The organism is Bacillus sp. M6-12 (assembly GCF_002860285.1).
Classification (GTDB): domain Bacteria; phylum Bacillota; class Bacilli; order Bacillales; family DSM-1321; genus Peribacillus.
Genome location: NZ_PGVF01000014.1, coordinates 145,111 through 170,657 on the forward strand (window position 1 = coordinate 145,111; position 25,547 = coordinate 170,657).

At 41.3% G+C, this 25,547-nt stretch carries 26 protein-coding genes; 19 read left to right on the forward strand and 7 right to left on the reverse strand.

Annotation, left to right across the window (positions count from 1 at the left end; genetic code table 11):
- The first annotated feature begins 61 nt into the window (after positions 1–61).
- Both CVD28_RS15885 and CVD28_RS15890 read left to right on the forward strand, forming a co-directional pair.
- The gene (locus CVD28_RS15885) at positions 62–505 is read left to right on the forward strand and encodes a YlbF family regulator (protein WP_101593536.1); all 444 of its coding nucleotides are present in this window, start codon (positions 62–64) and stop codon (positions 503–505) included.
- Between the two features lie 170 nt (positions 506–675).
- Positions 676–951: a YlbG family protein gene (locus CVD28_RS15890; protein WP_101593538.1), complete on the forward strand. Its 276-nt coding sequence runs from the start codon at positions 676–678 to the stop codon at positions 949–951.
- Between the two features lie 303 nt (positions 952–1,254).
- On the opposite strand, the gene CVD28_RS15895 is transcribed toward CVD28_RS15890, so the two are convergent.
- Positions 1,255–1,644, reverse strand: coding sequence for a DUF7147 family protein (locus tag CVD28_RS15895; RefSeq protein ID WP_101593541.1), 390 nt, complete (start codon positions 1,642–1,644; stop codon positions 1,255–1,257).
- Positions 1,645–2,037: 393 nt separating this feature from the next.
- On the opposite strand from CVD28_RS15895, the gene CVD28_RS15900 reads away from it, so the two are divergent.
- Positions 2,038–3,450 carry a hypothetical protein gene (locus tag CVD28_RS15900; protein WP_101593543.1) on the forward strand — a complete coding sequence of 471 codons (1,413 nt, stop codon included), beginning with the start codon at positions 2,038–2,040 and terminating at the stop codon, positions 3,448–3,450.
- 156 nt (positions 3,451–3,606) lie between these two features.
- On the opposite strand, the gene CVD28_RS15905 is transcribed toward CVD28_RS15900, so the two are convergent.
- Genes CVD28_RS15905 through CVD28_RS15915 form a run of 3 tightly spaced genes read right to left on the reverse strand, consistent with a single transcriptional unit; the run spans position 3,607 to position 5,457 of the window.
- Positions 3,607–4,005, reverse strand: a complete 399-nt coding sequence (locus CVD28_RS15905) for a VOC family protein (RefSeq protein ID WP_101593545.1) — start codon at positions 4,003–4,005, stop codon at positions 3,607–3,609.
- Between the two features lie 14 nt (positions 4,006–4,019).
- Positions 4,020–4,772, reverse strand: coding sequence for a phosphosulfolactate synthase (locus CVD28_RS15910; protein WP_101593547.1), 753 nt, complete (start codon positions 4,770–4,772; stop codon positions 4,020–4,022).
- Positions 4,720–5,457, reverse strand: a complete 738-nt coding sequence (locus tag CVD28_RS15915) for a 2-phosphosulfolactate phosphatase (protein WP_101593550.1) — start codon at positions 5,455–5,457, stop codon at positions 4,720–4,722. Before CVD28_RS15915 ends, CVD28_RS15910 begins: the two co-directional genes overlap by 53 nt.
- A 761-nt stretch (positions 5,458–6,218) precedes the next feature.
- Between CVD28_RS15915 and rsmD the strand changes: the two genes are divergently transcribed.
- A complete protein-coding gene (rsmD, locus tag CVD28_RS15925) occupies positions 6,219–6,809 on the forward strand; it encodes a 16S rRNA (guanine(966)-N(2))-methyltransferase RsmD (RefSeq protein WP_101593556.1) in 591 nt (196 codons plus the stop codon).
- Positions 6,797–7,276 (forward strand): pantetheine-phosphate adenylyltransferase, encoded by a 480-nt coding sequence (gene coaD / locus CVD28_RS15930; RefSeq protein WP_101593559.1) that lies wholly within the window; start codon positions 6,797–6,799, stop codon positions 7,274–7,276. Before rsmD ends, coaD begins: the two co-directional genes overlap by 13 nt.
- A 171-nt stretch (positions 7,277–7,447) precedes the next feature.
- Here coaD and ylbJ read toward each other — a convergent pair whose 3' ends face one another.
- Positions 7,448–8,659, reverse strand: coding sequence for a sporulation integral membrane protein YlbJ (gene ylbJ, locus CVD28_RS15935; RefSeq protein WP_101594210.1), 1,212 nt, complete (start codon positions 8,657–8,659; stop codon positions 7,448–7,450).
- Positions 8,660–9,083: 424 nt separating this feature from the next.
- Here ylbJ and CVD28_RS15940 point away from each other — a divergent pair, with 424 nt between their 5' ends.
- Both CVD28_RS15940 and CVD28_RS15945 read left to right on the forward strand, forming a co-directional pair.
- Positions 9,084–9,881: a patatin-like phospholipase family protein gene (locus CVD28_RS15940; RefSeq protein ID WP_101593562.1), complete on the forward strand. Its 798-nt coding sequence runs from the start codon at positions 9,084–9,086 to the stop codon at positions 9,879–9,881.
- Entirely contained in the window at positions 9,868–10,893 is a 1,026-nt protein-coding gene (locus CVD28_RS15945) for a SepM family pheromone-processing serine protease (protein WP_257985887.1), read from the forward strand. The genes CVD28_RS15940 and CVD28_RS15945 overlap by 14 nt, the downstream gene beginning before the upstream one ends.
- A gap of 291 nt (positions 10,894–11,184) precedes the next feature.
- Here the strand turns inward: CVD28_RS15945 and CVD28_RS15950 are convergent, their stop codons facing one another.
- Complete coding sequence (locus tag CVD28_RS15950) at positions 11,185–12,393, reverse strand: nucleotidyltransferase (protein WP_101593565.1); 1,209 nt, start codon at positions 12,391–12,393, stop codon at positions 11,185–11,187.
- A gap of 249 nt (positions 12,394–12,642) precedes the next feature.
- On the opposite strand from CVD28_RS15950, the gene CVD28_RS15955 reads away from it, so the two are divergent.
- The 4 genes from CVD28_RS15955 (at position 12,643) to CVD28_RS15970 (ending at position 14,996) form a co-directional block, all read left to right on the forward strand.
- The gene (locus CVD28_RS15955; RefSeq protein ID WP_101593567.1) at positions 12,643–13,161 is read left to right on the forward strand and encodes a YceD family protein; all 519 of its coding nucleotides are present in this window, start codon (positions 12,643–12,645) and stop codon (positions 13,159–13,161) included.
- Positions 13,162–13,221: 60 nt separating this feature from the next.
- Positions 13,222–13,395: a 50S ribosomal protein L32 gene (gene rpmF, locus CVD28_RS15960; RefSeq protein ID WP_101593570.1), complete on the forward strand. Its 174-nt coding sequence runs from the start codon at positions 13,222–13,224 to the stop codon at positions 13,393–13,395.
- Positions 13,396–13,557: 162 nt separating this feature from the next.
- Complete coding sequence (locus CVD28_RS15965; RefSeq protein WP_257985888.1) at positions 13,558–14,328, forward strand: enoyl-CoA hydratase/isomerase family protein; 771 nt, start codon at positions 13,558–13,560, stop codon at positions 14,326–14,328.
- A 77-nt stretch (positions 14,329–14,405) separates the two neighbouring features.
- Positions 14,406–14,996, forward strand: coding sequence for an RsfA family transcriptional regulator (locus tag CVD28_RS15970; RefSeq protein WP_101593577.1), 591 nt, complete (start codon positions 14,406–14,408; stop codon positions 14,994–14,996).
- A 366-nt stretch (positions 14,997–15,362) separates the two neighbouring features.
- On the opposite strand, the gene CVD28_RS15975 is transcribed toward CVD28_RS15970, so the two are convergent.
- Positions 15,363–15,821, reverse strand: coding sequence for an N-acetyltransferase (locus CVD28_RS15975; protein WP_101593580.1), 459 nt, complete (start codon positions 15,819–15,821; stop codon positions 15,363–15,365).
- Between the two features lie 210 nt (positions 15,822–16,031).
- On the opposite strand from CVD28_RS15975, the gene CVD28_RS15980 reads away from it, so the two are divergent.
- The 8 genes from CVD28_RS15980 to CVD28_RS16015 all read left to right on the forward strand — a co-directional run bounded on the left by CVD28_RS15980 (position 16,032) and on the right by CVD28_RS16015 (position 25,509).
- On the forward strand, positions 16,032–16,916 hold the full coding sequence (locus CVD28_RS15980; protein WP_101593582.1) for a 2-dehydropantoate 2-reductase: 885 nt from the start codon (positions 16,032–16,034) through the stop codon (positions 16,914–16,916).
- The gene (locus tag CVD28_RS15985) at positions 16,913–17,305 is read left to right on the forward strand and encodes a DUF3397 domain-containing protein (RefSeq protein WP_101593586.1); all 393 of its coding nucleotides are present in this window, start codon (positions 16,913–16,915) and stop codon (positions 17,303–17,305) included. Before CVD28_RS15980 ends, CVD28_RS15985 begins: the two co-directional genes overlap by 4 nt.
- Before the next feature lie 110 nt (positions 17,306–17,415).
- A complete protein-coding gene (gene bshC / locus CVD28_RS15990) occupies positions 17,416–19,050 on the forward strand; it encodes a bacillithiol biosynthesis cysteine-adding enzyme BshC (RefSeq protein WP_101593588.1) in 1,635 nt (544 codons plus the stop codon).
- 282 nt (positions 19,051–19,332) lie between these two features.
- Positions 19,333–19,764 carry a division/cell wall cluster transcriptional repressor MraZ gene (mraZ, locus tag CVD28_RS15995; protein WP_101593591.1) on the forward strand — a complete coding sequence of 144 codons (432 nt, stop codon included), beginning with the start codon at positions 19,333–19,335 and terminating at the stop codon, positions 19,762–19,764.
- A gap of 54 nt (positions 19,765–19,818) precedes the next feature.
- Positions 19,819–20,751 (forward strand): 16S rRNA (cytosine(1402)-N(4))-methyltransferase RsmH, encoded by a 933-nt coding sequence (gene rsmH, locus CVD28_RS16000; RefSeq protein WP_101593593.1) that lies wholly within the window; start codon positions 19,819–19,821, stop codon positions 20,749–20,751.
- Positions 20,752–20,798: 47 nt separating this feature from the next.
- Positions 20,799–21,155, forward strand: coding sequence for a cell division protein FtsL (gene ftsL, locus CVD28_RS16005; RefSeq protein WP_180954191.1), 357 nt, complete (start codon positions 20,799–20,801; stop codon positions 21,153–21,155).
- Positions 21,155–23,350 carry a penicillin-binding protein gene (locus CVD28_RS16010; protein WP_101593595.1) on the forward strand — a complete coding sequence of 732 codons (2,196 nt, stop codon included), beginning with the start codon at positions 21,155–21,157 and terminating at the stop codon, positions 23,348–23,350. Before ftsL ends, CVD28_RS16010 begins: the two co-directional genes overlap by 1 nt.
- A 236-nt stretch (positions 23,351–23,586) precedes the next feature.
- Positions 23,587–25,509 carry a stage V sporulation protein D gene (locus CVD28_RS16015; protein ID WP_101593598.1) on the forward strand — a complete coding sequence of 641 codons (1,923 nt, stop codon included), beginning with the start codon at positions 23,587–23,589 and terminating at the stop codon, positions 25,507–25,509.
- Positions 25,510–25,547: the final 38 nt, after the last annotated feature.

Sequence of the window (25,547 nt, forward strand, 5' to 3'; positions counted from 1 at the left end):
GAAGAAAGAGTTCCATCCCAAACATAAAAATGGTACTATTAACTTGGAGGTGGGCTTTAATATGCTTGCTACATTGGAAAGGGTAGATATTCTCAGTAAAGCTGATGCCCTTGCAAATATGGTTCTGGAATCTGAAGTAGGGGAAGAATACCTGCTTTGCTTATATAAATTGCGTGCTGACCGTGAAGCACAACGCAAAATAAAGGCATTTACTCAATGGAAGGACTTGTATGAGGATGTTCAGCGTTTTGGAAAATACCATCCTGATTATAAGCGAGTCAATCTAGGAATTAGAGAGGCGAAACGGGAAATGGACATGCATCCATCCATTGCCGATTTTAAGAGGGCGGAAACTGGCCTTCAAAGCCTTCTTGATGAAATAAGCTCCATGATAGGCAGATCTGTTTCTCCTTTTATCAAGGTACCTTCTGGGAATCCTTTTTTCGAAACTGGAGGGAGCTGCGGAGGCGGTTGTGGATCAGGGGGCAGCTGCGGCTGTTCTTAATATGGATTCTCTGCCTAAGCACCAAAAAGGTCCTGCAGCATTTTAGCTGTCAGGGCCTTTTTGTGCAGTATCATAAAACTGGTTAATATGAAAGACCTTTCTTTTAGGTTGAAAGAGTCAAAGGTGCTGTGCTAAACTTATTGTAAACCTTATCTTAAGGAGAATTTATCATGCACGGAGCACGTCAAGGAATCATTATATATCTGCACTCATTGAAACAAGCAAAAATGCTTCGGCGCTTTGGCAATATTCATTATGTTTCCAAGAAACTAAAATACGCAGTTCTCTACACAAATATGGAGGATGTGGAAACGGTAACTGAAAAACTGAAAAGCTACTCTTTTGTAAAGAAAATTGAGCTTTCTTACAAGCCGTTTTTAAAAATGGAATTCGAAAATTCCAAGCCCGACAAGGCGAAAGAATACGACTATAAAATGGGCATATAATATTGAAATTTTCAGTGTTATGTATGCTGGAGTTATATAGGAAGATAACCTTGTCATAATCAGGCAAGGTTTTTTTGCAGAGAAAAGAAATAATAAAAAAGTTCTGAACGATGGAGAAGTGAACTAATCTAAAAAAGAGCTGTCCGTTGTACTGCACCCCAAAAGTTAGTGTAAAAATCTAACTTTTGGGGTCACATCAGGTTCAGCTCTTTTTTGTGTATTCCTTATGCTTTTAATAGTAAAATAACAACTAAATCCCCTAGTTTTAATAGGGCTGACCAACGTTCAGTTCCCTTTTTTCAATTAACTTAGCGGCGGAAGATAGCGGTTCATGCGGAGTATTCCAATAAGGTACTGTTGGAATAGCTCTTTTTCAGCAAAAGCACCGGAATGCTTTACTTCCAATTCAATAACCCGTTTTCCGATAGAATCTGCTAAATCCTTGAATAGATCAAACCGTTTATTTGGCGTACTATGATGGTTAGGAATTCCTTCTCTGCACATATAAATGGGCTGGAAGTTTCCGGGCTGAGTTGGATGCAAAATAACGGCAAGTGATGAAACCGGATTGCCTTCCTTTTCCGTATTGAGTGCAAGCAGATATTTAACTCTATCTTTCTGTGCCCTGGCTATTTCGATAAGCTCGTATAAGTCGGAGTAGCCTTCTCCCAATTCAATAAAACGCTGAATCAAACCGATCTCTCCTTATGTATCATATCATTAAAAAGTGCGAGCGCTCTCACAAAAGGAACTTCGATTAAGGTCTGCAGAATTGTAACATAAAGCCGTTGCAACCTCCGCCCTGTGCCAAAAGCCGAAGCACGCCCTCACAAACCTGCCGATTCGTTTCGTGCTATGTATCGCTGCGGAAGTGTTACTTGTCCTGTGCATTGGGGCTTTTTTTCCAAGAAAAAAATTGCTGGGGCTGGAACTTGGCATCCTACATACATTATCATTTCTTTTAAATAAAGCGCAAGGGCGAAACGGAAATGTGGATAATTTTCATAAAATAATAAAAAGTACTGACCGGAATGCTATTTTTTTGGTAAGTTAGTAGTAAGACATTAGACACAAGGGGTTTTAAAGATGGTGCGTACATTTCTTTCGATCCTGTTGATGCTGAGCGCTGTTCTGGGAGGAATGTTATTCTGGCAGTGGCATGGGTATTCTGAAAAGCGGGATAAAAGTACCGAAATAAATGCTCCGAGTGCTGTTCAATCGTTTAAGATTATCAATGCAAAAGGAGTATTAACGATTGAGCAGACGATTAAGGGCCTGCCTGCTGGAAAATATACGGTAGAAAATCCAAACAATTTCAAATGGGTATGCACCGAAGGAGAAAAAAGTAATTGCACCCCTAAAGATAACGGGAAAAAGGAAATCAGGACTAATGGAAAGCAGCTGGTCTTTTCCTATTCGATTCCTTTACGGCTTAAACAGCCTTCCTTTGTGCTGACAAACTGGAGTTTAAGCTTAAATAATACCTTGATTACAAAGACAAGAGTAGAATTGACAGAAGGGACCAGCCGGAAAGGAATATGGGCGGCCGGAGCGCCCCTCCTTGCCAATAAAGAGAAAGACTTTATAGATTATTATGTTTTCGAAGGGGAAGGAGAAGCTTATCCGCTTTATTATCACTCTGGTAAGCTAACGTACACGAAAATATCAGATAGCTTTGAGGTTTACGGTGAACTGAATCCTGAGCAGGCGGACCGTTTGAAGGGTGCTGCTTCAAAATTTACTGATTATCCTTTTCTTACGGTCATAGCAACAAACAAACATCCTGAATACCATTCTGGGCATTTAATGATTACTTCTTCCTTGCAGGGGCTTGAACAAAACCTCCTGACTCAGTATTTACAGTTTCAATATGTTTTTTCTGATAAACAGGAGGCCTGGCTGCAAGGTTACATAGGGCAGCTTCTGTTCGGACAGAAAAGCGGCTTGGAAAAGGTCAATCAACTGAATAAATATGTTAAGGCAGAATTAACAGAAGACCAGCAATCCAGTTTTATCGAACTAATAAAAGAAGAAAACAGTGATAAATACTCCGCTCTGCTCCTGGATTCGCTTTTATCAAAGGCGGCTGGCAAAAAGACATCGTTTTTTACAGAGAATAGAATATCCGCTAAACCAATCATTCCGCTTTATTTTATCGTTGAAAAACAAGTTCTCATCAATGGGAATGAAATAAAGGGAGAAAGAGCGATTTTTTATAAAAACCAGAAATTTTATCCGTTTGAAGCTGTCAGCGCCAAGCTGGGCTATGCCATTAATAAGGTGAATCCAAAACATTACCTGCTTTCCCGGGACTCTAATATGTATAGGCTTTATTTGGATAAAAGTTCTTTCTTATTTAACGACAAGGCCTACGGGGTGGCTGAAAACCCATTCGTGACACTAAATGGGAAAGTTTACATCGGAGAAATCTGGTTGAATGATATTTTTAAAACCTTTGTCAGGGAAAATGAAGCAGAGGTTGAAATTGTGGAATTATAATTGATAACTTTCAAGACAAAAAAACTTAAAGGTTTGGCCTTTAAGTTTTTTTATGAGGATATGGAATATGGGAAAGTTCGTTTTTTTGTTGATTCTTTGGTACAGGATCCAAAGAAATGGAAACCGTACCTGATCCTTTATGTTGAAGAAACTTAACTAATATACCATCGATTCATCATGATAATATTTGAACTCTAATAGATTATTCGCCGGATCAATTAAGAAGAAAGTGATATGCTCCTCCTTTTTCCCGGCAAAGCGGACCATTAATTCCTGAAAGAAAGGCAGCTTCTTAGCAAGAGCATGTTCTAACGTCTGGTCGAATTCCTGTTTATCCATAAATGTTATGCCGTAATGCCTTGGGTACATTCTTGGCTCGGGATCAATTTTATCAGGATTCAAATGGCAGACAACCTGGTCGCCGAAGAAATCAAAAGTGACCCGGTCGTGATATCTTCTAGCAAGTTTAGATCCAAGCTTTTCGTAAAAATCAACTGTTTCATTAAGATCCTTACATGGGATGGCAAGATGAAAAACTTTATTTTTATCTCTCATTCTCTTAACTCCTTTTAAATGAAAAAAGTATCAGAACGCAGGCCAAGACGAAGTGTTTCAAGAGCAATGGCGTCATGGAAGGGAATGTTTGCGAGATTGACATTTGAACCGGCAAGCTTTATAAAAGTTGTTTGCATATGTTTGTTTGGTGCTTCAAATATAATATTATCCAAGCAGATACCTGAATCTAATATTTTGTTAACAATCTCAAAGCGCATTTCTCCTCTTTCATTGCAAATGCCGCTGCTTCCGCTTTCCCTTGCTTCCGTTATGACTTTTCTTGTACCCGCCTCTAAGTCCTCATGTATATATTCCAGCCATTCCGAGGAAGAAGCCTCAATGCAGCTGTCTTTATTCCCAACCTCACTAAAAACAGCAAACTCCTGGGAAAAGTTTGAGATATATTTTGCTTTCTCCTTATTGCTTATTGGAATTGTTCCATTAGAAACTTCAATGTATTGGCAATCGTAATGTTTACAGTACTGATAGAATTGATCCAGCTTTTTCTGGCTTAAAAACTTCTCAAAAAGAGTTCCTCCAAAGAAGTAATGAATATTATTTTCTTTTAACCACGAGATTTTACTTTGAAGAGTGGAAGAAATGATTGATGTGCCCCAGCCGAACTTTACAAAATCAATAAAGCTGCAGGCACTTGAAATCGTATCTTTAAATAAGGCTTCCGGGACCCCGTTATCAATTAAAATTGTTAATCCCTTATTTCTTGGCTTGCATTCTCTTTCCGGAAGCTGTAAACCGTGGTAATTCATCTCTGTTCACCCTCACAATCTTCGGTAAATGCCCGGAACAAAAGACCTGCATAACAAACTCCTTTTTTATCTCTTTTATACAATATGAAAGATCCTCACTGTCAAATTGCGGCTGGGTTTCATCAAAGAATTTCTTTGCAGCTTGACAAGTTAAAATTCTTTTTACGACTTCCTCTTCAGAAAGCGTTTCATTGCCCTTGAGAATTGATTGTATATACTCGGCGCAAGCCAGGTCATCATCCCCATCCGGGTGAGAAGCGATGATATTTATGGTTGCTCCTTCTTTGATTATTTGTTTTACATATTCAGCTGTTGTCCTTGCGTTAGAGTATCCAGTAACGAATACAGCATCAGCATTTAGAGCATTCAATGTGGCCCGGACCCCATTCGTTGTTTTTTGGACAAGCGTCCTGCCGGCAATATCGGCAGCTGCCATTTTTTTCGGAGAGTTATCAAAATCGAAACCTGCAATTTGGAGCCCCCTAATTTCCCCGGCCAATAGATAATCAGGATATTTATTTTTTAAAAGAAAGGCTTCGTTTGTTGTCCCAGCAAGTAAGATTTCTTTCACTCCACGCAAAAAAGCATGATGGGCAACTGTAAACGCTCTAATAACATCGATGACGATATTCACATCTGATTGGGCTAACTCAGGACTATGCCCTTGGAAAATTTGCAGGTTCATTTCTTCTGCTCCTAATGTTCATTCTCCTTCTGTGCCAAAAGTATATTCTCATGTTAGAAATAAGTACCTTATCCTCTCAATTTTTGTAAAACAAAGAAATAATCTTTTGCCCGCTGAACATTTTCAAGAAATTTTGAATAACCTGTATTTTACCGTCTTCACAATACCGACAGGGTTAGAGTTGCCCTAACTCAAATCGTAAGAGCGCGGGGGAGTTGGGAAATGCTTTCTTATGAGACTTGGGAGAAAGGAAAGGGCAGGCCGGCTGCTGGGGTTACACACTAAAATAAACAAAAAAAGCCCTGCAGAAAATCTGCAGGGTCCTTCTATTTCCTTTTTTCAAAGGCAGAAGGAAAAGGGAGAGGAGAAACCGGAGGAAGAACTTATGGGGAAACGTAAGTCTTCTCCGCGGTTGGCAACAACATCCTCGGTACTGATGTTGTTACTGTACATTATCACCAAAAAAATTGTTGTTATTCATCTAATTGGACTTTTTTGCAAATAGTAAGAAAAGCGGAAGCGAAAAATGAAGTTACCTTTCAAAAAATTTGCTTGTTTTACACAGGGGTATTCCATGGCAGTCTGCTTTTCGTGCATAAAGGCAGGGGCAGCTTTCTAATAAGACTGTGAAATGTACCGTTAAACACAGGGTAGTGCTGAGGTCATTTTTCTATCTAAAGAGTACCAGGGTATTGGCTCGAAAAATGGAATGTGTTAGGATATGTGAGTGAAGAAATTTGTCAAAAAATGTGGTGAGATAAATGAGAGTAGTCTCGGGAAAATGCAAGGGGAGGCCGCTGAAGGCTGTTCCTGGTAGCGGAACGCGGCCGACTACTGATAAAGTGAAGGAATCGATTTTTAATATAATCGGCCCGTATTTTGACGGCGGGACAGCCCTTGACCTCTTTGCAGGCAGCGGCGGGCTTGGGATCGAAGCATTGAGCAGGGGAATTGAACAGGCTATTTTTGTTGACCGGGAACACAAGGCCATCCAGACCGTTAAAGCAAATCTGGAAGCTTGCCATTTTTCTGCGCAGGCAGAGGTGTATAAAAATGATGCGGAACGGGCGCTGAAGGCTATTATTAAGCGTGACCTTTCATTCCGGCTTATTCTCCTTGACCCGCCTTATAAGCTTCAAAAAATAGTTGACTTACTTGAAATGATACATAGCAACGGGCTTTTAGAAGATAATGGACTGATTGTGTGCGAGCATAGCAGTGAAACTATACTTCCTGATCGAGTCGGAAGCCTTGTTAAATGGAAACAGGAAACATATGGAATTATTGCGGTAACGTTTTTTCAAAGAGAACATTCGCAAAATGAGCAGGAGGAATTCCGATGGTTAAAATAGCCGTTTGCCCAGGGAGTTTTGACCCCATTACATTTGGGCATCTAGACATAATCCAAAGAGGGGCAAAGGTTTTTGATGAGGTATATGTGGTGGTGATGAATAATTCATCAAAAAATCCGCTGTTCACGGTTGAGGAAAGGATGCAGTTAATCAGAGAAGTTACCAGTCATCTGCCCAATGTAAAGGTTGATTCATCTTCAGGACTGCTTGTGGAATATGCCGAGAGCATTCAAGCCAATGCCATTATCCGGGGATTGCGGGCGGTATCCGATTTTGAGTATGAAATGCAAATTACGTCTATGAACAGACTGCAAAATGAACGTATTGAAACCTTTTTCATTATGACCAATAATCAATATTCATTCTTGAGTTCAAGCATTGTTAAGGAAGTAGCCAAGTATGGCGGGAAAATCAAAGAATTGGTGCCTCCTAGTGTTGAAGCTGCTCTTTTGGGAAAATATAAATAAAATAAGCAAAAAAACCTTGTTGCCGTAAACAAGGTTTTTTTGCTTGTAAGATTAATTCTAATTGAAGCCAATTATTAATATTAAACTGCAGCTTCAAAAGGAGAGATCAGCCTTTTCGCAGATACATTACGCTGAATTTTTATGGTAAAGGGGAATTTTTAATAGGATTTTTCATTTGCGGTTTCTAGACGCGTACAAAATAATATAAATCACCAGGAAACCAATGGTTATGAGCGGACCGGCGCTAGTTGCGGCATGGTATAAAGCGGTTTCCCAGCCTGCTTCCTGCCCTGCAGACACAGGGTATGAATTAGATGGACGTCCGAACATATGCATTCCTTCATAAACTGGCTTCCAAAGGACGAAGGTGATGAATCCTGCTAAGAAACCGTGTGTGATACGGGCAATGAAGAAAGGATAAAACCTGATGTCCGTTTCTGAAAGAATGCTGGCTACCTGAGCCTGAACACTGAAGCCGCAAAAGGCAAGAATAAAGCTAGTAATAATCGCCTGCTGCATCAGGGTTGCTTCCTGGACCCCACTCGTCATTTGAGAACCGAGGGTAATTTCAAACATGCCGGAAATAAGCGGAATGCTCAGCACTTCAGGGAAGCCTAAAAGAGCAAGTATGTATTCCACACCTTTTGCCAAGAGTCCTGTGATTTTCATATGATATAAAAGCTTGTTTATGACTGAAAAAAGGATGATGAAGCCACCAATCATCAGAAGCGTGTGAATGGAAGAAAGGACAGCATCTCCAAGGAGTTTTCCGAGCGGGCGTTTTTCTTTTATTCTTGTCCTGTGAAGCTCCCTTAGTGCTTGCTTAATGGAGGGAGTGGAGCGTTTTGGCCTTTTCTCCAGGCTTTCTTTTTTGCCGTGAAAACGCATCAGCAGACCAACGCAGAAATTGCCCAGGTAATGGGATGATGCAAGAATAATGCCCAGGTTTGGATTATAAAAGAATCCAATTGATACGGCCCCAAAGATAAACAATGGATTAGACGAATTCGTGAAGGAAACAAGTCTTTCTGCCTCTATCCTGGACAACTGCCGTTCCTGTCTAAGCCTTGCTGTAAGCTTAGCCCCGGATGGATACCCTGATGCCATTCCCATTGCCCAAACAAATCCCCCGACTCCTGGGACCTTAAAAAGAGGCCTCATAAAAGGCTCGAGCAGAACCCCGATAAATTTCACAACGCCAAACCCGATCAGCATCTCTGACATAATAAAGAACGGAAGAAGGGAAGGAAATACGATTTCCCACCACATATTAAGGCCTCTTATTGAAGCTTCAAAGGATTCCTGAGGAAAAGTAATCAGTCCTCCTGCCATGATGGTTACAGACAGCGCTAAAAAAATAGTTTTTATTCTAGACTTATACACCTTCAAAGGCCTCCTCCTGCGGGGTTGGTAATCCATATATTTAAGAGGTTCACTCTTGCGAATGCGGTATAAAGATGTTTCTTAAGCAGCCAATTTTCATTGATGGTAAAATAAAAAAAAGACTGGGACTCGCTATTCTTGTCCTGCTATACACAATATACTCATAGGAAAGACATTTAGACCATAAGTTTGAAAAGGAGCCAGAAAAGCGCAAGCGCCCCGGTTAGAGGATGAACGGCTAAAACCGTCACGTCCTCACAAAGCTGACACTTTGTTTAAGTGCGATGTCGCTGCCGAAGCATTCTCTGTGCCACCGCCCCGGCACTAGCACGCCGTGTGCGTCGGGGATGGGCGCTGGAGCTAATCATCAATACATGTTGAAAATGTAAAACTTGCTTATTTTGCAAAGAAAGGAGGAATCCTTTTGCCTCAGCCGAAAATAGGATTGGCATTAGGGTCGGGAGGAGCCAGGGGCTTTGCCCACCTTGGAGTCATTAAAGTTTTAAAAAAAGAAGGAATTCCGATTGATTTAATTGCCGGCAGCAGTATGGGAGCGCTGGTCGGTGCTTTTTATGCGGCCGGTTCCGATATTGATCGGCTATATAAGCTTGCGAAATTATTTAAAAGAAAGTTTTATGTGGATTTGACTGTTCCGAAAATGGGTTTTGTGGCGGGAAAGCGGATAAAGGAGCTTATCCACATGTTTACCCATGGCAAAATGATAGAAGAGCTTGATATTCCGATTGCCATTGTGGCGACTGATATTAAATCAGGTGAAAAGGTCATCTTTCGGACGGGGCCAATTGCAGAAGCGGTCAGGGCAAGCATTTCCATACCTGGCATTTTTGTTCCGGAAAAGATAAATAACCGCTTGCTGGTTGACGGCGGTGTTGTCGACAGGATACCTGTTTCTGTTGTCAAGTCGATGGGTGCGGATATTGTGATTGCTGTGGACGTCGCTCACGTTAAACAGGATGTGGAAATAAATTCAATTTTTGATGTGATTATGCAAAGCCTGGATATCCTGCAAATGGAGCTGGTAGAGTTCAGAAAGATAGCATCTGATATAATGATTCGTCCCCGTGTAGAAAAGTACAGTTCCAAAGCGTTTACAAACATTGAGGAAATGATTACTATTGGAGAAGAAGAGGCTAGACAAAATATCGATGCTATTTTTAAGTGCATAGAGACCTGGAAGGAGACACACCGTGAAGAAACGTAATCCATTTGCCCGCTCTTTCCTCCTGGCATTGCTGCTTATAGCGGGCAGTTCTTTTATTTATCTGCCTTACTATGTTTCAAAGCCAGGCATGGCAAAGGAATTAGAGCCCATTATAGAGGTAGAGGGCGGCGATGATGCAAAAGGCAGCTTTATGCTTACAACAGTTAGAATGGGTAAAGCCAATATCTATTCCTATGCAGCCGCTAAATTCAATAAATACCATGAAATTTATCCTGAAAAATATATTAGGGCCGAAGATGAAACTGATGAAGAGTACAATATCAGGCAGCTCCACCTAATGGAGGGCTCAAAGATTAATGCCATCAAAACGGCTTATCATGAGGCAGGGAAAAAGTATGAAATCAAGTACCGGGGTGTTTTCGTCAGCGGGATAATGGAAAATATGCCTGCGGAAGGAATATTAAAAGCCGGCGACCGAATCACTGCTGCAGATGGAATTGCTTTTAAATCATCCGAAGAGTTTACCAGCCATGTCAGCAAAAAGAAAGCTGGCGAAACAGTTACGCTCACAATAAAACGGGATGGGAAAAAGAAAACAGTGAAGCTGAAGGTTCAGCCATTTAAGCAAGATGCTTCCCGGGTCGGAGTTGGCATCTCACTTGTAGAAGATAAATCAATCAGTACAGATCCTAAGGTGGAGGTTAAAACAGACCAGATCGGAGGACCTTCCGCAGGCCTGATGTTCTCGCTTGAAATATATAATCAGCTAACCAAAGGTGATTTAACAAAGGGTTATAATATTGCAGGAACCGGAACAATGGAAGAAGGCGAAAAAGTCGGACCTATAGGCGGTATTCAGCAGAAGATCGTAGCTGCAGATCAGGCTGGGGCGGAAATATTCCTTGCTCCCAACGAGGGTGGCGAATCTGGCTCAAATTATCGGGAAGCATTAATTGCGGCTAAGGATATTAATACGAGTATGAAAATCATTCCAATAGATACGTTCAGTGAAGCTGTTGATTATCTGGAAGGTTTAAAAGCCAAGAAATAGACAGGATAAGCACAATTGCATAACAAAAAAGGAAGAAAACCTTGTCAGCTTTGAATGACAAGGTTTTTTACATTTGAAATTACAAGTGGTTATCAAAAAAGGACAATTTTTCTGGATGAATATTTTATTCTGTGAAATAGAACATTATTTTGTGATAAATTTTTTAATCGGTGAAAATGAATAATAATTCAGTGAAAACGAGCATTGTTCATTATTACCGAGATGAATATTTTACTTTTAAATTTGTTCCGTTTTCTCCGGCTTCTATATGGTAATTCACGTATCTTATTATTACATTATTACAGGCGGGAGATATTCCCTTTTTATGTACGCAGACTGGTCCTGAGGACGAAGACATAGTGAGTGAACAGCGCCTGCGCGTATATCCAGGTCAATTGAATTTCCCTTAATTGAACCGATTTTTGAGATAAGCGGCAGTTCCAGATTTTTTTTTACATGCTGCAGGTATCTTCGCCCCCTGTCATTCATACCAAGCAGCCTGATATATTCCGGACTGGAATCCCCCTGCCGCATTTCTTCTTTTTTTGTATTGGTAAGGATATGGACGCATATTCGCTGAAGTCTTGTCCATGTGTATCGTTTCGTTTTAACATCTTCCATAAAACCTTGAAAGGATGTATTTTCTGCTGCAAATTCTTTTAATCGGTATTCTATTCCCTCTTCGACTTCATAAATTTGCTGCAATTCTTTTACTGAAGCTGTCATGATTCTATATTTAAGGAAGGGCCAGTATAACTCCCAATAATGAAAAGTCCGATACTGGTTAAAATAACTGGTAAGGATCTCTTTTGTTGATGCTGGTACATATTTTTCGATTTCTGAAATGCTGCTGTTCCCGGACAATAGGGCCTTGCGGATGCCCGTTGCACTGGCAATCGGATTTCCGGTGAGCTCTGTATCATGGTAGCCAGCCTGTGTCCTTTGGATTGTCAGCGGGCTGATTGGGTATTTATGGGATAGGGCAGCAGATACGTACTGATATCCTAGTATATTATTGGGCTGGGACAGGTCAAGCAATTCAGAAGAGGGACCCAATTCTTTAAAAGCCAGGGCATTTGCTTTTGGAAAACTATTTCCCATTTCCATATAGAATTTCAGTTTTTGATTAAAAACACCTCTGTTGCTTGCAAGAAATTGATATGTATTTACGAACGTTTCAATTGAACCTTGTTCACTTCCAAAACAAAATGATTCACACTTTAGTGCCTGCAGGATTGCTACAGCACCTTCGGCAAATATTTCTGCTTTTTGGGAAGCAAATTTGTACGGAAGCTCAATGATGAGGTCAGCTCCCGCGCTAAGAGCCATTTCAGCCCTGGCCCATTTACTGATAAGGGCAGGTTCTCCCCGCTGTAAAAAAGGGCCGCTCATTACAGCAGCTATTAGATCAGCTCCGGCTGCTTCCTTGCTTTTTCGGAGATGGTAGGCATGGCCGTTATGAAACGGGTTGTATTCAACGATTACACCAAGAGCATTCATCGTAGCACCTCAATCAAACAATTTGTCTTTTATCAAGATAATGGTAAAATAGAATCTGCTGTCATTTTGCTTTTTGTAAACATGTTTAGAAAATGCAATGAAGTGTAAAAAGATAATAGAATGCAGCAAAAATAGTGTGCTGCCCGATGTTAGAACCATATTATCTACTATATTATAGTGTAAAGAAAAAATATTGACAAACGTTGGAATGACCGCTATAATTACTTTTGTTGCCTTGGGGTGATTTATTTGAAATGGACAATTAGTCAACTTCAAAAATACCGGGATAAAGAAATGAAAATTGATGAAATTGTGGACGTAAGCGAAATGAAAGCTTCTGAGAAGCAGATTCGTGATGTCTCTCCAATAAGAGTAACCGGAAGGGCCGATATTAGCTCAACCAAAGTTACCTTTCATCTTGCACTTTCTGGCGAATTCGTTTTGCCTTGTTCCCGGACACTGGTAGATGTGCATTACCCAATTAATATTGACACGACGGAAACCTTTCTTTTAAAAGCGGCTGAGTATGATCTTGATGAAGATGATACTACCGTTGTAAAAGGAGACGTTGTGGATCTGCTGCCGGTTATTAAAGAGCACTTATTGCTTGAAATTCCTATGCAGGTTTTTTGTGAGGACAGCAATGCCGAAGGCGCCGCGCCTCAGTCAGGGAAAGATTGGGCTGTAGTTTCTGAAGAAGAAAACAAACAGAAGATCGATCCCCGTCTATCGCAGCTTGCGAACTTTTTTGACAATAAGGAATCTTAAATGGAAACAAGAAGAATGGTTTCATAGCTTCTTTACTCATTTTTTAAGGAGGTGGGAATAATGGCTGTACCTTTTAGAAGAACGTCCAAAACTGTAAAAAGAAAGCGTCGTACACACTTCAAGCTTCAAGTTCCAGGTATGGTAGCATGCCCAAATTGCGGTGAAATGAAACTTGCACACCGTATTTGCAAAGAATGTGGAACATATAAAGGAAAAGAAGTTGTAAACAAGTAATTTCTTTTCAGTTATCCGCAAAGCACAGAGAAATCTCTGTGCTTTTTTTGTGTTTAAAATGAGCCTACTTGCCGCTGTTTTATCATAATGGGAAGGAAAAGCAGATGGCTTACAAGAAATATTATTAGGAACCATATATTTATTAACGAAGGGTGTATAACTTTGAACAATGCCATTGTGTTATCAAAAGAGATTCAGGGCTGCTTAATTGCGGAAATAAATAGACCAGAAAAAAAGAATGCGGTAAATTATGATGTCATGGAAGGGCTTTCCTATGCAATGGATGCTGCAAAAGCCGATCCGGAAATAAAGATGCTGATCATAACAGGACGCGGGACAGCCTTTTGTTCAGGGGGAGACCTTGGAGAATTTCATTCGCTTCACACCGCAAAGGAAGCATATGAAATGCTTTCTAAAATGGGAGACATCGTTTATCGATTGGCTGTGTTTCCGAAGCCTACTGCCGCCTTTATCAATGGTGCAGCAGTAGGAGGAGGATGTGAGATTGCGGCTGCCTGTGATTTCAGATTTGCGAAAAAAGGCGCAAAAATAGGGTTCGTCCAGGGTTCCCAGGGGATTACAACAGGCTGGGGCGGGGCTTCGATTTTGTTCGAAAAACTCCCATACCAGCATGCATTAAAATTGCTTTTACCTGCAGAAATCATGAATGTGGAGGAGGCTGCCGCTTTAAGTTTCATAGATGAAATCATGGAGGATGCAAATGACAACAGCTGGAAGAGTAGATTGAAGGGAATTCTTAATAAGGAAGCGGATGTCATAAAAGCCTATAAGACTCTTCTAGTGAATAAATGGATTTCGGGCGGTCTTAAGACGAGGATTGAAGCGGAAATTCAGGAATGCTCCAGGCTTTGGGTATCCGATGCTCATATGAAGGCGGTTGAAAATTTCGTAACTCGCAAAAAGAATATATAATTTTTTTATATCTTTTTCCTTCTATCTTTTCTAGCAAGTGCATAAATTGAATTAAACACTTGCTGGGAGGGAATAAGATGTCAATTGCAAGACAAGATGCTTGGACACAAGACGAGGATTTATTATTGGCAGAAATAGTTTTACGGCATATCAGGGACGGAAGCACTCAGCTGAAAGCGTTTGAGGAAACTGGGCGTCAGTTATCCCGTACTGCAGCTGCATGCGGATTCAGATGGAATTCATATGTAAGAAAGCAATATAATTCAGGAATTGAGCTTGCAAAAAAACAGCGTAAGGAGTTAAAAAAGCAGAAACCTGCCCAGCCACAGGAAGAAAACGCCCTTCTACAGGCAGAAATAGAAGTGCCTGTTCAGGCTTTGGAAGAATACAATGAGGAAAAAGGTATGGAGGGTATCTCGATAAGAGATATAATTGATTACCTTACAAACCTGGATCAGCAATCAAATAATTACAGTGAAGAAGAAAACAAGCTCATATTGGAAATAAAAGCTTTGGAAAATGAAAATCAAAAATTGAAACAAGGCATTCAGGAGCTTGAAGGTCAGCTCGCTTCTGTCAAGAATGACTATTACGACCTCATCAAAATCATGGACCGGGCCAGAAATATCTTTGGCCATGAAGAAAAACATCAAAAAATAAAATTGTAATCTACTTGTTCTTTTTGCTGAAAACTTTCATTTAGTCTTAACTCCTAGCCCATGCATGGAATAAGAATAAGTAATAGCACAGGAGATCACTATAAATGCGGTGTGAGCCAAGCTAAACGATAATTTTTATTAGTTTATCTCATGCCGAACAACTGGGGCAGCTCCGCCCCTTTCCGAAGAAAAAGGTGTGAAAACCGGGTTTCGAAAAACCCGTTTCACACCTTTTTTGATGGAAGGAAAATGATACATCTGTATAGAAATGTAATAAACGGTACAGCTAAATTGCCGCAGGGTGGATTCTATCCCTGAAGTACGCTGCCTGCCGTTATTTTCACATTACTGTTTCGTTTTTGCAGACAAACTATTTTACAAGCCCTCTGGATGCCAAAGTAATGGATTTTCTCCAAGGTCGCGTTCCATATCGTATTCAACTGGAGTAAAGCCCATGGCTTTCCAGAAATCATGAGACTGGACACGCGGGTTTGTTTTTATTGGAAGACCAAAGCCTTTTGCGAATCCTACCAATGCTTTACCGTAACCTTTGCGCTGATAATTAGGAAGGACCTCAAGCTTCCAAAGTTCAAGGTATCCCTGTTGAGGGTCAAAGTAACGGTCAAACCGCGCACTTCTTTGGTAGAGGCTCATTCTCGCCACAAGCTTTTCGCCAAAATAGATTCCGTAAAATGGAGATTCGCTGTCATTTTCGATGATATTTTCTTCTAAATCATCGAGCATGGAAAGTTCTTGAATCCCATATTCTTTGAACTTCTTGAATTCCTCTAATGTTTTATAATTGACAAGCAATCTTTCTACCTTGAAATCCATACATTTCTCTCCCTTGTCAGCCTTGTTTTGCTGCTTCTTTGTTAAAGAAAACACTTTATATTCATTATATATGAAACCATCAAAAAATTCCGCAAAAAAGAATAACCAAAGGCTTCCTTCCTTGTCAAATAACTTTTTACGAACTCTTATAGCATTCAGAAGGATATTTTTGCTAAAATATTGTACAACGACAAACGACCGGGGGTTAGTATGAATATTGGCATTGTGGGCGGGGGAGCCATCGGGTTGCTTTTTGCTTATTATTTAAGTGAGCAGTATTCAATCACTGTTTACACGCACCGAAGGGGACAGGCGGAGGCTATCAGCAAAGAAGGGGTCCGGCTGATTCGCGGTGAACTGAGTTTGCAGAGGAAGATGAAAGCTCAGCCTCTTGCTGATGGCATAAACGGGGAAGATCTTCTTATCATTTCAGTAAAGCAATACCAGCTTTCGACGATCTTGCCAGCGGTGGATCACTTCAGCGGAAGGCTGCTGTTTGTTCAGAATGGAATGTCACATATCGACCAGGTCAAACATCTGCCTGCAAAAGAAATTCTTTTCGGGGTTGTAGAACATGGAGCCTTTTTACATAATGAAAATACTGTTGAGCATACGGGCATGGGTGTTACTAGACTAGCCTCGTTCAGCAGAACAGATTCTGATCTGTTTTCGGAAGGCATTGCATTTTTCCCCTTTCAAAGCGAACCGGATTACTATAATATGCTGATGAAAAAGCTGGTAGTAAATGCTGTAATAAATCCGATGACCGCCTTATTGAAGGTTGAGAATGGGCAACTGGTTTCAAATCCGCAATATTATGCAGCATGCTTGCTTTTGTTTAACGAAATTGCGGATGTACTCGGTTTTTCTGACAGGGAAGGCATGCGAAAACATGTAGAAGATATTTGCTGGACGACTGCGAAAAACAGGTCATCCATGCTAAAAGATATAGAAAAAGGGAGACAGACAGAAATAGATGCCATTTTAGGGTTTGTTTTATCAAAGGCAAAAGAGAAGTCTGTTGATGCCAAGATGGCAGCAATGCTGTACATGCTGATAAAAGGCATCGAACAGCAAGGGGAGGAAAGTTTGTGACAACGATTTTTTCGTGGTTAGCAGCCACATTCGTAACTATTCCGCTTTTAGGTTATATTGTTTTCTTTATCATCGCCAAGCAGATTACCAAAAATCACCGTAAGTCTGTTCACTTGTCGATGGACTTCAGTACTTTGCTCTTTATTGTTTCTGTCCATTATCTTATTCAGGCAATTTGGGGCCACTCTCTCATATGGATGCTGCTGCTTATCATGCTGGCTGTTGCATCGACGGTAGTGATAACGCACTATAAAGTGAAGCAGGAAATAATCATTAGCAGGGTTATTAAAGGCTTTTGGCGAGTGAATTTCCTGATATTCTTCTGTTTTTATTTTTGTCTTGTTATCTGGGGCATGATATCCCGGATCTCTCAGGTTTTGTTAGCTTAAGTAATGCGCAGGCGTTTAGAAGAGTTAACGGGCAACTTTATTTGTTTTCCTTTATTGAGGTGATATACTCATATTGGAATCTCAGAAGTGCAGGGAAAGGAAGTACATAAATGGAGATAAAAAATCTTGCGTTGCCAGCAATGAATCGGTTTGCTTCCGACTATTTGAATGGCATGCTTGAGGCTGGAAAGTATTTTCACTATGACCTTACAGACGATAATCTGTATCAGGCGAGGTATGATGATTTAGCCTCACGCTCATTTCAGAGGCAAGAATTGGCTGATTACATATATGAATATATGAATGATTTTGGTATGTCAGAGGCAGCAGCATCAAATATAGAAGCGCTTCGAAAAGAAGGATCAGCGGTGGTTATTGGAGGGCAGCAGGCAGGTTTGCTTAGTGGCCCTTTATACACGATACATAAGATTATTTCTATTATAAAGCTGGCGGAACAGCAAACGAGAGCATTAAACCAGACTGTTGTGCCTGTCTTTTGGATTGCCGGCGAAGATCATGACCTTCCAGAAGTAAATCATATTTATGCGATGGGCAAGAATAAGCCGGAAAAAATGGCCTACCCCTTATATCAGCCGAAAAAAACGATGGTTTCAGATACGCCGCTTGATTCCAAAGTGGCAGCGGAATGGACGGAAGCAATTTTTGAAACGTTTGGTGAAACAGATTATACCAGTAATCTTCTGGCAGAAACAAAACATATTATTGAAGCGAGCGGCAGTTTTACAGATTTCTTTACTAACTTAATCAACTTATGGTTTAAGGATTACGGATTGCTGCTGATGGATGCGGCTGACCCAAGACTAAGAAAGATCGAGAGCGGGTATTTCCAAGAACTGATTGAACATTCACAGCCTATTACTTCTGGGGTTCTGACCCAGCAAAGTGCAATTGAAGAAGCGGGCTACAGCAGGGCGATAGAGCTTGAAAAAGATGCGGCCAACCTGTTCTATTATGACCCCGAAAGGAAGGAACGGATTCTTCTGATATTTGATAGTGAGGCAAATATCTTTAAATGCAAAAATATGGAACTTTCCTTTACGGAAGCCGAACTGCTTGAAATAGCGAGGAATAATCCGGAGCGGCTTAGCAATAATGTAGTCACCAGGCCGATTATGCAGGAAAAATTGTTTCCAGTCCTTGCCTTCATCTCAGGCCCTGGGGAGATAGCCTATTGGGCAGAGCTTAAGCTGGGCTTTGAGGTAATGGGTATGAAGATGCCCCCTATCGTCCCTCGCCTTAACATCACAATTCTGGAAAGAGGCATTTCGACTGACCTGGATGAAACGGGACTCGAGTTATCTGAAGTGCTATTGAATGGAACAGAGGCTGCTGAAGCAAGATTTTTGGAATCTGTAAAGGACACCGCACTTCAGGAAATCTATGAAAAAACAAAGGAACAGCTCGCAATAAATCATAAGCAATTAGCTGAGAAGGGTCTGCTAATTGATAGCGGACTGAAGCCGCTGCTTTCAAAAAACAGTGAATTTCTGCAAGGGCAGCTTGATTTTATCTATGAAAAAATCATGCAGAGCACTCGGCGGAATCACGAGATTATCTTAACGAAATACAGCAGGATCGGCTGTTCGCTTTTTCCGCTTAAATCCCCCCAGGAGAGAATCTGGAACATATTTTATTATCTGAATAAATATGGCCCTGATTTTATAGGTGATTTAATGGAGCTTGAATATGAATTTAACAATCAGCACAAAATTGTAATTATATAATGCCATTTTTTATGGGGACCATCTGTATAAAAAAAAACAAGGTGCATGATGCACCTTGTTTTTTTGCGCTTTCAAAAATGAAACCTCAAGGCTGCCTGGCACCTGATTTATCGCCATTGTTCATGCTTTTGCGCTATTTCTTTTGTATTTTTTGTCAGCAAAAATCATTCGAAAAAACCGGAGTAAATGCAGGGTTGTGGCCCTATCGTACCGAATTTAAAAACATGTGGAGAAAAGTGGGGGATTGTGGTACATTTGAGATAGAAAGTGGGGGTAGAAGGCATGTTCATGGGCGAGTATCATCACAGCATTGATAATAAAGGCCGAATGATTATCCCGGCTAAGTTTAGAGACAGTCTTGGGGAAGAGTTTGTTCTGACCCGCGGACTCGATCAATGCTTATTTGGTTATCCCATGAGCGAGTGGAAACAGCTGGAAGAGAAGCTGAAAGCCCTGCCTTTGACGAAAAAGGACGCACGTGCCTTTACTCGCTTTTTCTTTTCAGGTGCTACCGAATGTGAATTGGACAAGCAGGGAAGAATCAATATTCCTACTCCTTTGACTTCATATGCTAGCCTGGAAAAAGAATGTGTAATTCTCGGAGTTTCCAATCGGATTGAGATTTGGAGTAAGTCTCTATGGGAAGACTATTTTTCAACTTCAGAAGATTCTTTTGCCGAAATTGCAGAAAATATGATTGGATTTGATATTTAACCAATCAGGCATTTCCGGACTCAGGAATCAATTCTCGATTGGAAGGTGTTTGAATTGTTTCAACATACGACTGTATTGCTAAAAGAAACTGTAGATGGATTAAACATTAAACCTGATGGCATTTATGTGGATTGTACACTTGGCGGTGCAGGCCACAGCCAGTATTTATTATCGCAGCTGTCTGAAAAAGGGATGCTGTATGCTTTTGACCAAGATGAAACGGCTATCCGAAATGCGGAGGATAAGCTTGCTCCCTATAAAGGGCGCTTTACCCTGATTCAAAGGAACTTTAAGCATATCGCAGAAGAACTTGAAAATCTGGGAGTGGAGGGAGTCGACGGAATCCTGTATGACCTGGGAGTTTCCTCGCCGCAGCTAGATACACCGGAACGCGGATTCAGCTATCACCATGATGCGCCACTCGATATGAGGATGAACCAGAATGAAGGTTTATCAGCCTTTGATGTTGTGAATGGATGGTCCTACCAAGACCTGATAAGAATTTTCTTTCAATATGGGGAAGAGAAATTCTCCAAGCAAATTGCCCGAAAAATTGAAGCAGCTCGAGAGATCAAGCCAATCAGCACCACATTTGAGCTTGTTGAGTTAATAAAGGAAGGCATCCCTGCACCGGCACGCCGTAAAGGAGGCCATCCGGCAAAGAGGATTTTCCAGGCGATCCGGATTGCTGTTAATGATGAACTTGGGGTTTTTGAAGAATCTTTAAAACAGTCCATTGAGTTATTAAAGCCAGAAGGAAGAATTTCCGTTATTACTTTTCATTCATTGGAAGACAGGATATGCAAGTCCGTTTTTAAATCTGCGAGTGAAACTCCACCGCTGCCGCCTGGCCTGCCAGTGATTCCGGATGAATTCAAGCCTGTCCTGAAGCTGGTGAACAGAAAACCTATCCTGCCAAGTGAAGAAGAACTGGAGAATAATAACAGGTCCAGATCCGCTAAATTAAGAATTGCAGAAAAACTGTAAGGATGAAAGAGCCATAAAATAAAAAGAATTGATCAGGAGGTAACAGTGTGAGCAATTATGCAAAAAAATTTCAAGAAGAATGGCGGTCTGAACAACCCAGTCACTCCGTCCAAACCGTAATCGTACACAAAGCAAAGATATCTTTTGGAGAAATGGCCTTATTGCTCTTGTTAACCCTACTGATCGCCGCAGCAGGAGTGAAAATTGTTTCCAACCAGTCAGCCATTTACGACACCAATAAGGATATTCAGAAAATGGAAAGCTCAATTGACGAACAGGTTAAAGTAAATAATGATTTGGAAGTCCAGGTAAGCGAATTAAATACATATGAAAGAATTTGGAAAAAAGCTGCTGAACTTGGCCTCATGTTAAATGAAAATAATGTGAAGGTAGTGCAAGAATAATGCAATTAAAGCAAAGGAATATGAACAGGGGAGCAGTGCTGTTATTTATGATTTTCAGCATGCTCTTTTTTTTATTAATAGGAAAAATAGCCTATATTCAGATAACAGGAAAAGCTGGCGGAGAAGTCCTGGCAGCTAAAGCGGAAGTAAAATATTTAAAACAGCGTGTACTGGAGGCGAATAGAGGAAGCATACTCGATACAAATGGTGAAATAATCGCCGAAGACACTTCCTCCTATACTCTATTTGCGGTTCTTGATAAAAAAATGAAACCCGATTATGTTAAAGATCCTGAAAAGACAGCCAAAAAACTTGCTAAATATCTCGAAATGGATGAGGATGAGATTTACAGCAGGCTCACTAAAGATAGGGTTCAGGTCGAATTTGGCAGTGCCGGACGAGATATTTCACATCAAGTAAAAAGAGAAATTGAAAAACTGGACCTTCCCGGAATTTCGTTTATCAGGGATACGAAACGCTTTTATCCAAACGGGGTTTTTGCTTCTCATTTAATCGGATATGTCGAGAAAAATTATAATGAAGAAACCAAGCAGACAGAAACAGTTGGAAAGCTTGGGATTGAACGATTTGAAAACAGCGAGTTAATGGAAACCGACGGCTATATGAAATTTGATAGCGATGCGTGGGGATTGCTGCTGCCTAACTCAAAAGAAAAGGTTCAGCCGCCGAAGAATGGCAACAATGTAAAATTGACAATCGATAAAAAAATCCAAACCTTTATGGAAGATTCGATGAATAAGGTTCAGGCAAAATATAAACCGAAGCAAATGGTTGCTATTGTTGCCAATCCAAAGACTGGTGAGATTTTGGCAATGGGACAGCGCCCGAGTTTTCATCCAAAAACCCGGGAAGGCCTTGAAGCAACATGGATGAACCTGGCCATTGAGGATAACTATGAGCCGGGCTCTACGATGAAAGCCTTCACGCTGGCTGCGGCTGTTGAGGAAGGTAAGTTTGCTCCGAATGCAACATACGTGACCGGTACCTATAAAGTACCGGGCGGAAGGAGTCCAAGTGACCATAGCGGGATTCCGAGGGGCAAAAGAATTACCTTCTTAGAGGGGCTGCAGCGGTCTTCCAACGTAGCTTTTGCTACCATCGCAATGGAGCATATCGGTGCGGAAAGATTTGAAGAATATTTAAAGAAGTTTGGTTTTGATAAACCAACCGGGATTGACCTGCCAAATGAGGTCGGCGGAAAACTTGTTTATAAATACAAGGTTGAAAAGGTAAATACTGCGTTTGGACAGGGTTCTGCTATTACGCCTATCCAGCAGATTCAGGCCGCAACAGCTCTAGCGAGTAATGGCCAGATGAAACGCCCTTATGTAATAAAAGAAATTACAGATTCTGCGACTGGGAAAACGGTACGAAAAACTGAACCAAAGGTTTCAGGACAGCCGATTTCTGCTGAAACAGCAAAAAAGGTCCGAGACTATCTTGGAACCGTTATTACTGGAGAGCATGGAACAGGGAAAAAGTACAAATTAGAAGGATATGAAGTAGCCGGCAAGACGGGTACAGCGGAAATTGTCGGTCCTGATGGGAAATACATTAAAGGATCAAAGGAAAACTATATGTTTTCATTCCTGGGAATGGCACCGAAGGATAATCCGACTTTAGTTATGTATGTAGCCGTAAAACAGCCCAGTCTAGGTGCAACGAAAGTTGGGGCTGATCCGCTTTCAGAGATTTTTAACCCTGTAATGCAAAACAGCCTTCAGTATTTAAATATTAAGCCGGCAAACCTCAATGAGCGAGAATCTGTTAAGATAGAAGATTTGACTGGCAAGTCTGCAGCAGAATCTGTGAAGCTGTTGAGTGAAAAGGGCTACAAGGCTATCGTCATGGGGAAAGGAAATACAATTTCAGATCAATCTCCAAAATCGGGAAGCGTACTTCTCGAAGGAGAAAAAATCATCCTGCGGACAGACGGAGAACTGACAGCCCCAAATATGACAGGGTGGTCGCTGCGTGACGTAATGAAGGTTGCAAGCATTGCACAACTGGATTTAAATACCTCCGGAAGCGGCTATGTCACTAAACAAAATCTTAAACCTGGCACTACCATCAAAGAAGGGGAATACTGTATAGTTGAACTCCAAACTCCGAAAGAAATTCAGGAAATGAAAAATAAGAAAGAAACAAATAAGGAGGCGGAGCTTCACGATTAACCGCCACATCATAAGGCCCGGATGCCGCTGCATCTGGGCTTATATTGCATCCGGAGAATTAAAGTAGCTTTGTTATCATTTTGATGAAGCGATAATCTTTCTCTGATTTTTCTTAAGCCAAAAGGATAACTTTTACGGTCCTGCAACAGACGGCCTCCTTGTCTCTAGACGGTCCAGGTCTAACCTCGTATGTACAAGCATATATTGTGGTGAGCAGGTAACGGGAGGTGTATTTCTTGCGGGTTTCAAATGTAACGGTGAGAAAAAGATTACTAATTGCCCTGACGATCGGATTGCTGATTTTTTTGATTATCGATGTAAGGCTTGGTTATGTCCAATTTTTTTTAGGAAACAAGCTGACAGGCCAGGCAAAGGAATTGTGGAGCAGAGATATCCCTTTTGAGCCTAAAAGGGGAGAGATTCTGGACCGGAATGGTGTGGCGCTTGCGACTAATGTGTCAGCTCCTACTGTTTATGTTATTCCCAGGCAAGTAGAGAACGCGGAGGACACAGCCGCCAAACTTGCCTCGGTACTAAAAATGTCCCAGGAAAAAGCATTGAAATTGATTACAAAGTCTGAAAGCTCGGTAAAGATCCCAGAGGGGAGAAAGATATCGCATGAAAAAGCTAAGGAAGTAAGGGCCTTGGGTTTAAAGGGAGTCTATATCGCTGAGGATTCCAAACGCCACTACCCATTTGGATCCTATTTGTCTCATGTATTGGGCTTTGCCGGAATAGACAATCAAGGGTTAATGGGCATCGAGCTTTCGTATGATAAAGAGCTCAGCGGAGAAAAGGGCTATGTCCAGTTTTATGCAGATGCAAAAGGCCGAAGAATGAAAAACATGGCGGATGACTATAAACCGGCAGAGAATGGCCTCGATCTGAAACTTACAATCGACAGCAAGGTACAGACCATTATTGAAAGAGAGCTGGATCAAGCTGAGACCACATATAATCCAGACGGCATTATTGCTATTGCAATGAACCCAAATAATGGAGAGGTACTGGCAATGTCTAGCCGGCCATCCTTTGATCCGGCTAATTTTAAAAATGTTGCACCGGAGATTTATAACCGGAATCTACCTGTATGGAGTTCTTACGAGCCGGGATCAACATTTAAAATCATTACTCTGGCTGCAGCCCTGGAAGAGAATAAAGTAAACCTGAAGCAGGACCATTTTCATGATCCAGGGTATGTAAAGGTTGGCGGAGCGAGGCTGCGATGCTGGAAAAGGGGTGGGCACGGGTCTCAAAGCTTCCTGGAAGTAGTGCAAAATTCCTGCAACCCAGGATTCGTGGAGCTTGGAAATCGTCTTGGAAAGGATAAGCTGTTCAGTTATATCCGCAACTTTGGTTTTGGAGAGAAAACCGGAATTGATCTTCAAGGTGAAGCAAAGGGTATTATGTTCAATATGAACAGAGTCGGACCTGTCGAGCATGCAACAACTGCATTTGGACAAGGAGTTTCAGTAACCCCGATCCAACAGGTAGCGGCAGTATCGGCGGCCGTAAATGGAGGAACACTTTATACCCCTTATATTGCTAAAGAACTAGTTGATCCGAATACAGGTAAAGTGGTTATGCAGAAAACACCTGAAGCAAAACGAAAGGTCATATCTGAGGAAACGTCCAAACAGGTGCGTGAGGCACTGGAATCAGTCGTTGCCCAAGGAACCGGGAAGGGTGCTTTTGTGGAAGGTTATCGGGTCGGAGGTAAGACAGGGACAGCCCAGAAGGCTCAAAATGGGCGCTATTTGGAAAATAACCATATCGTTTCTTTTATCGGCATAGCACCTGCGGATAAACCGGAATTAGTAATTTATATAGCCGTGGATAATCCTAAAGGCACATCCCAATTCGGGGGTGTGGTTGCAGCGCCAATTGTTGGTAATATAATGGAGGATGCACTGCGTGCTTTAAAGGTTGAACCTAGGAAGGAACAAATAGAAAAGAAGAAAGCGTGGAATGACCCGGTAATGGTAGAGGTGCCAGATTTAGTTGGCATGAGCAAGAAGGACCTTCAGACCCAAATGCTTTATTTGAAAATGGATATTGCCGGACAGGGAGAAAAGATAGTAAAGCAGGCGCCAGAGGCAGGAGTAAAAGTAAAAGAAGGATCAACAATAAGGATTTATCTTGGCGAAAGCAATGAATAAGTATAAAATATAAAATGAACGAAAGCGGCTGAGCACAA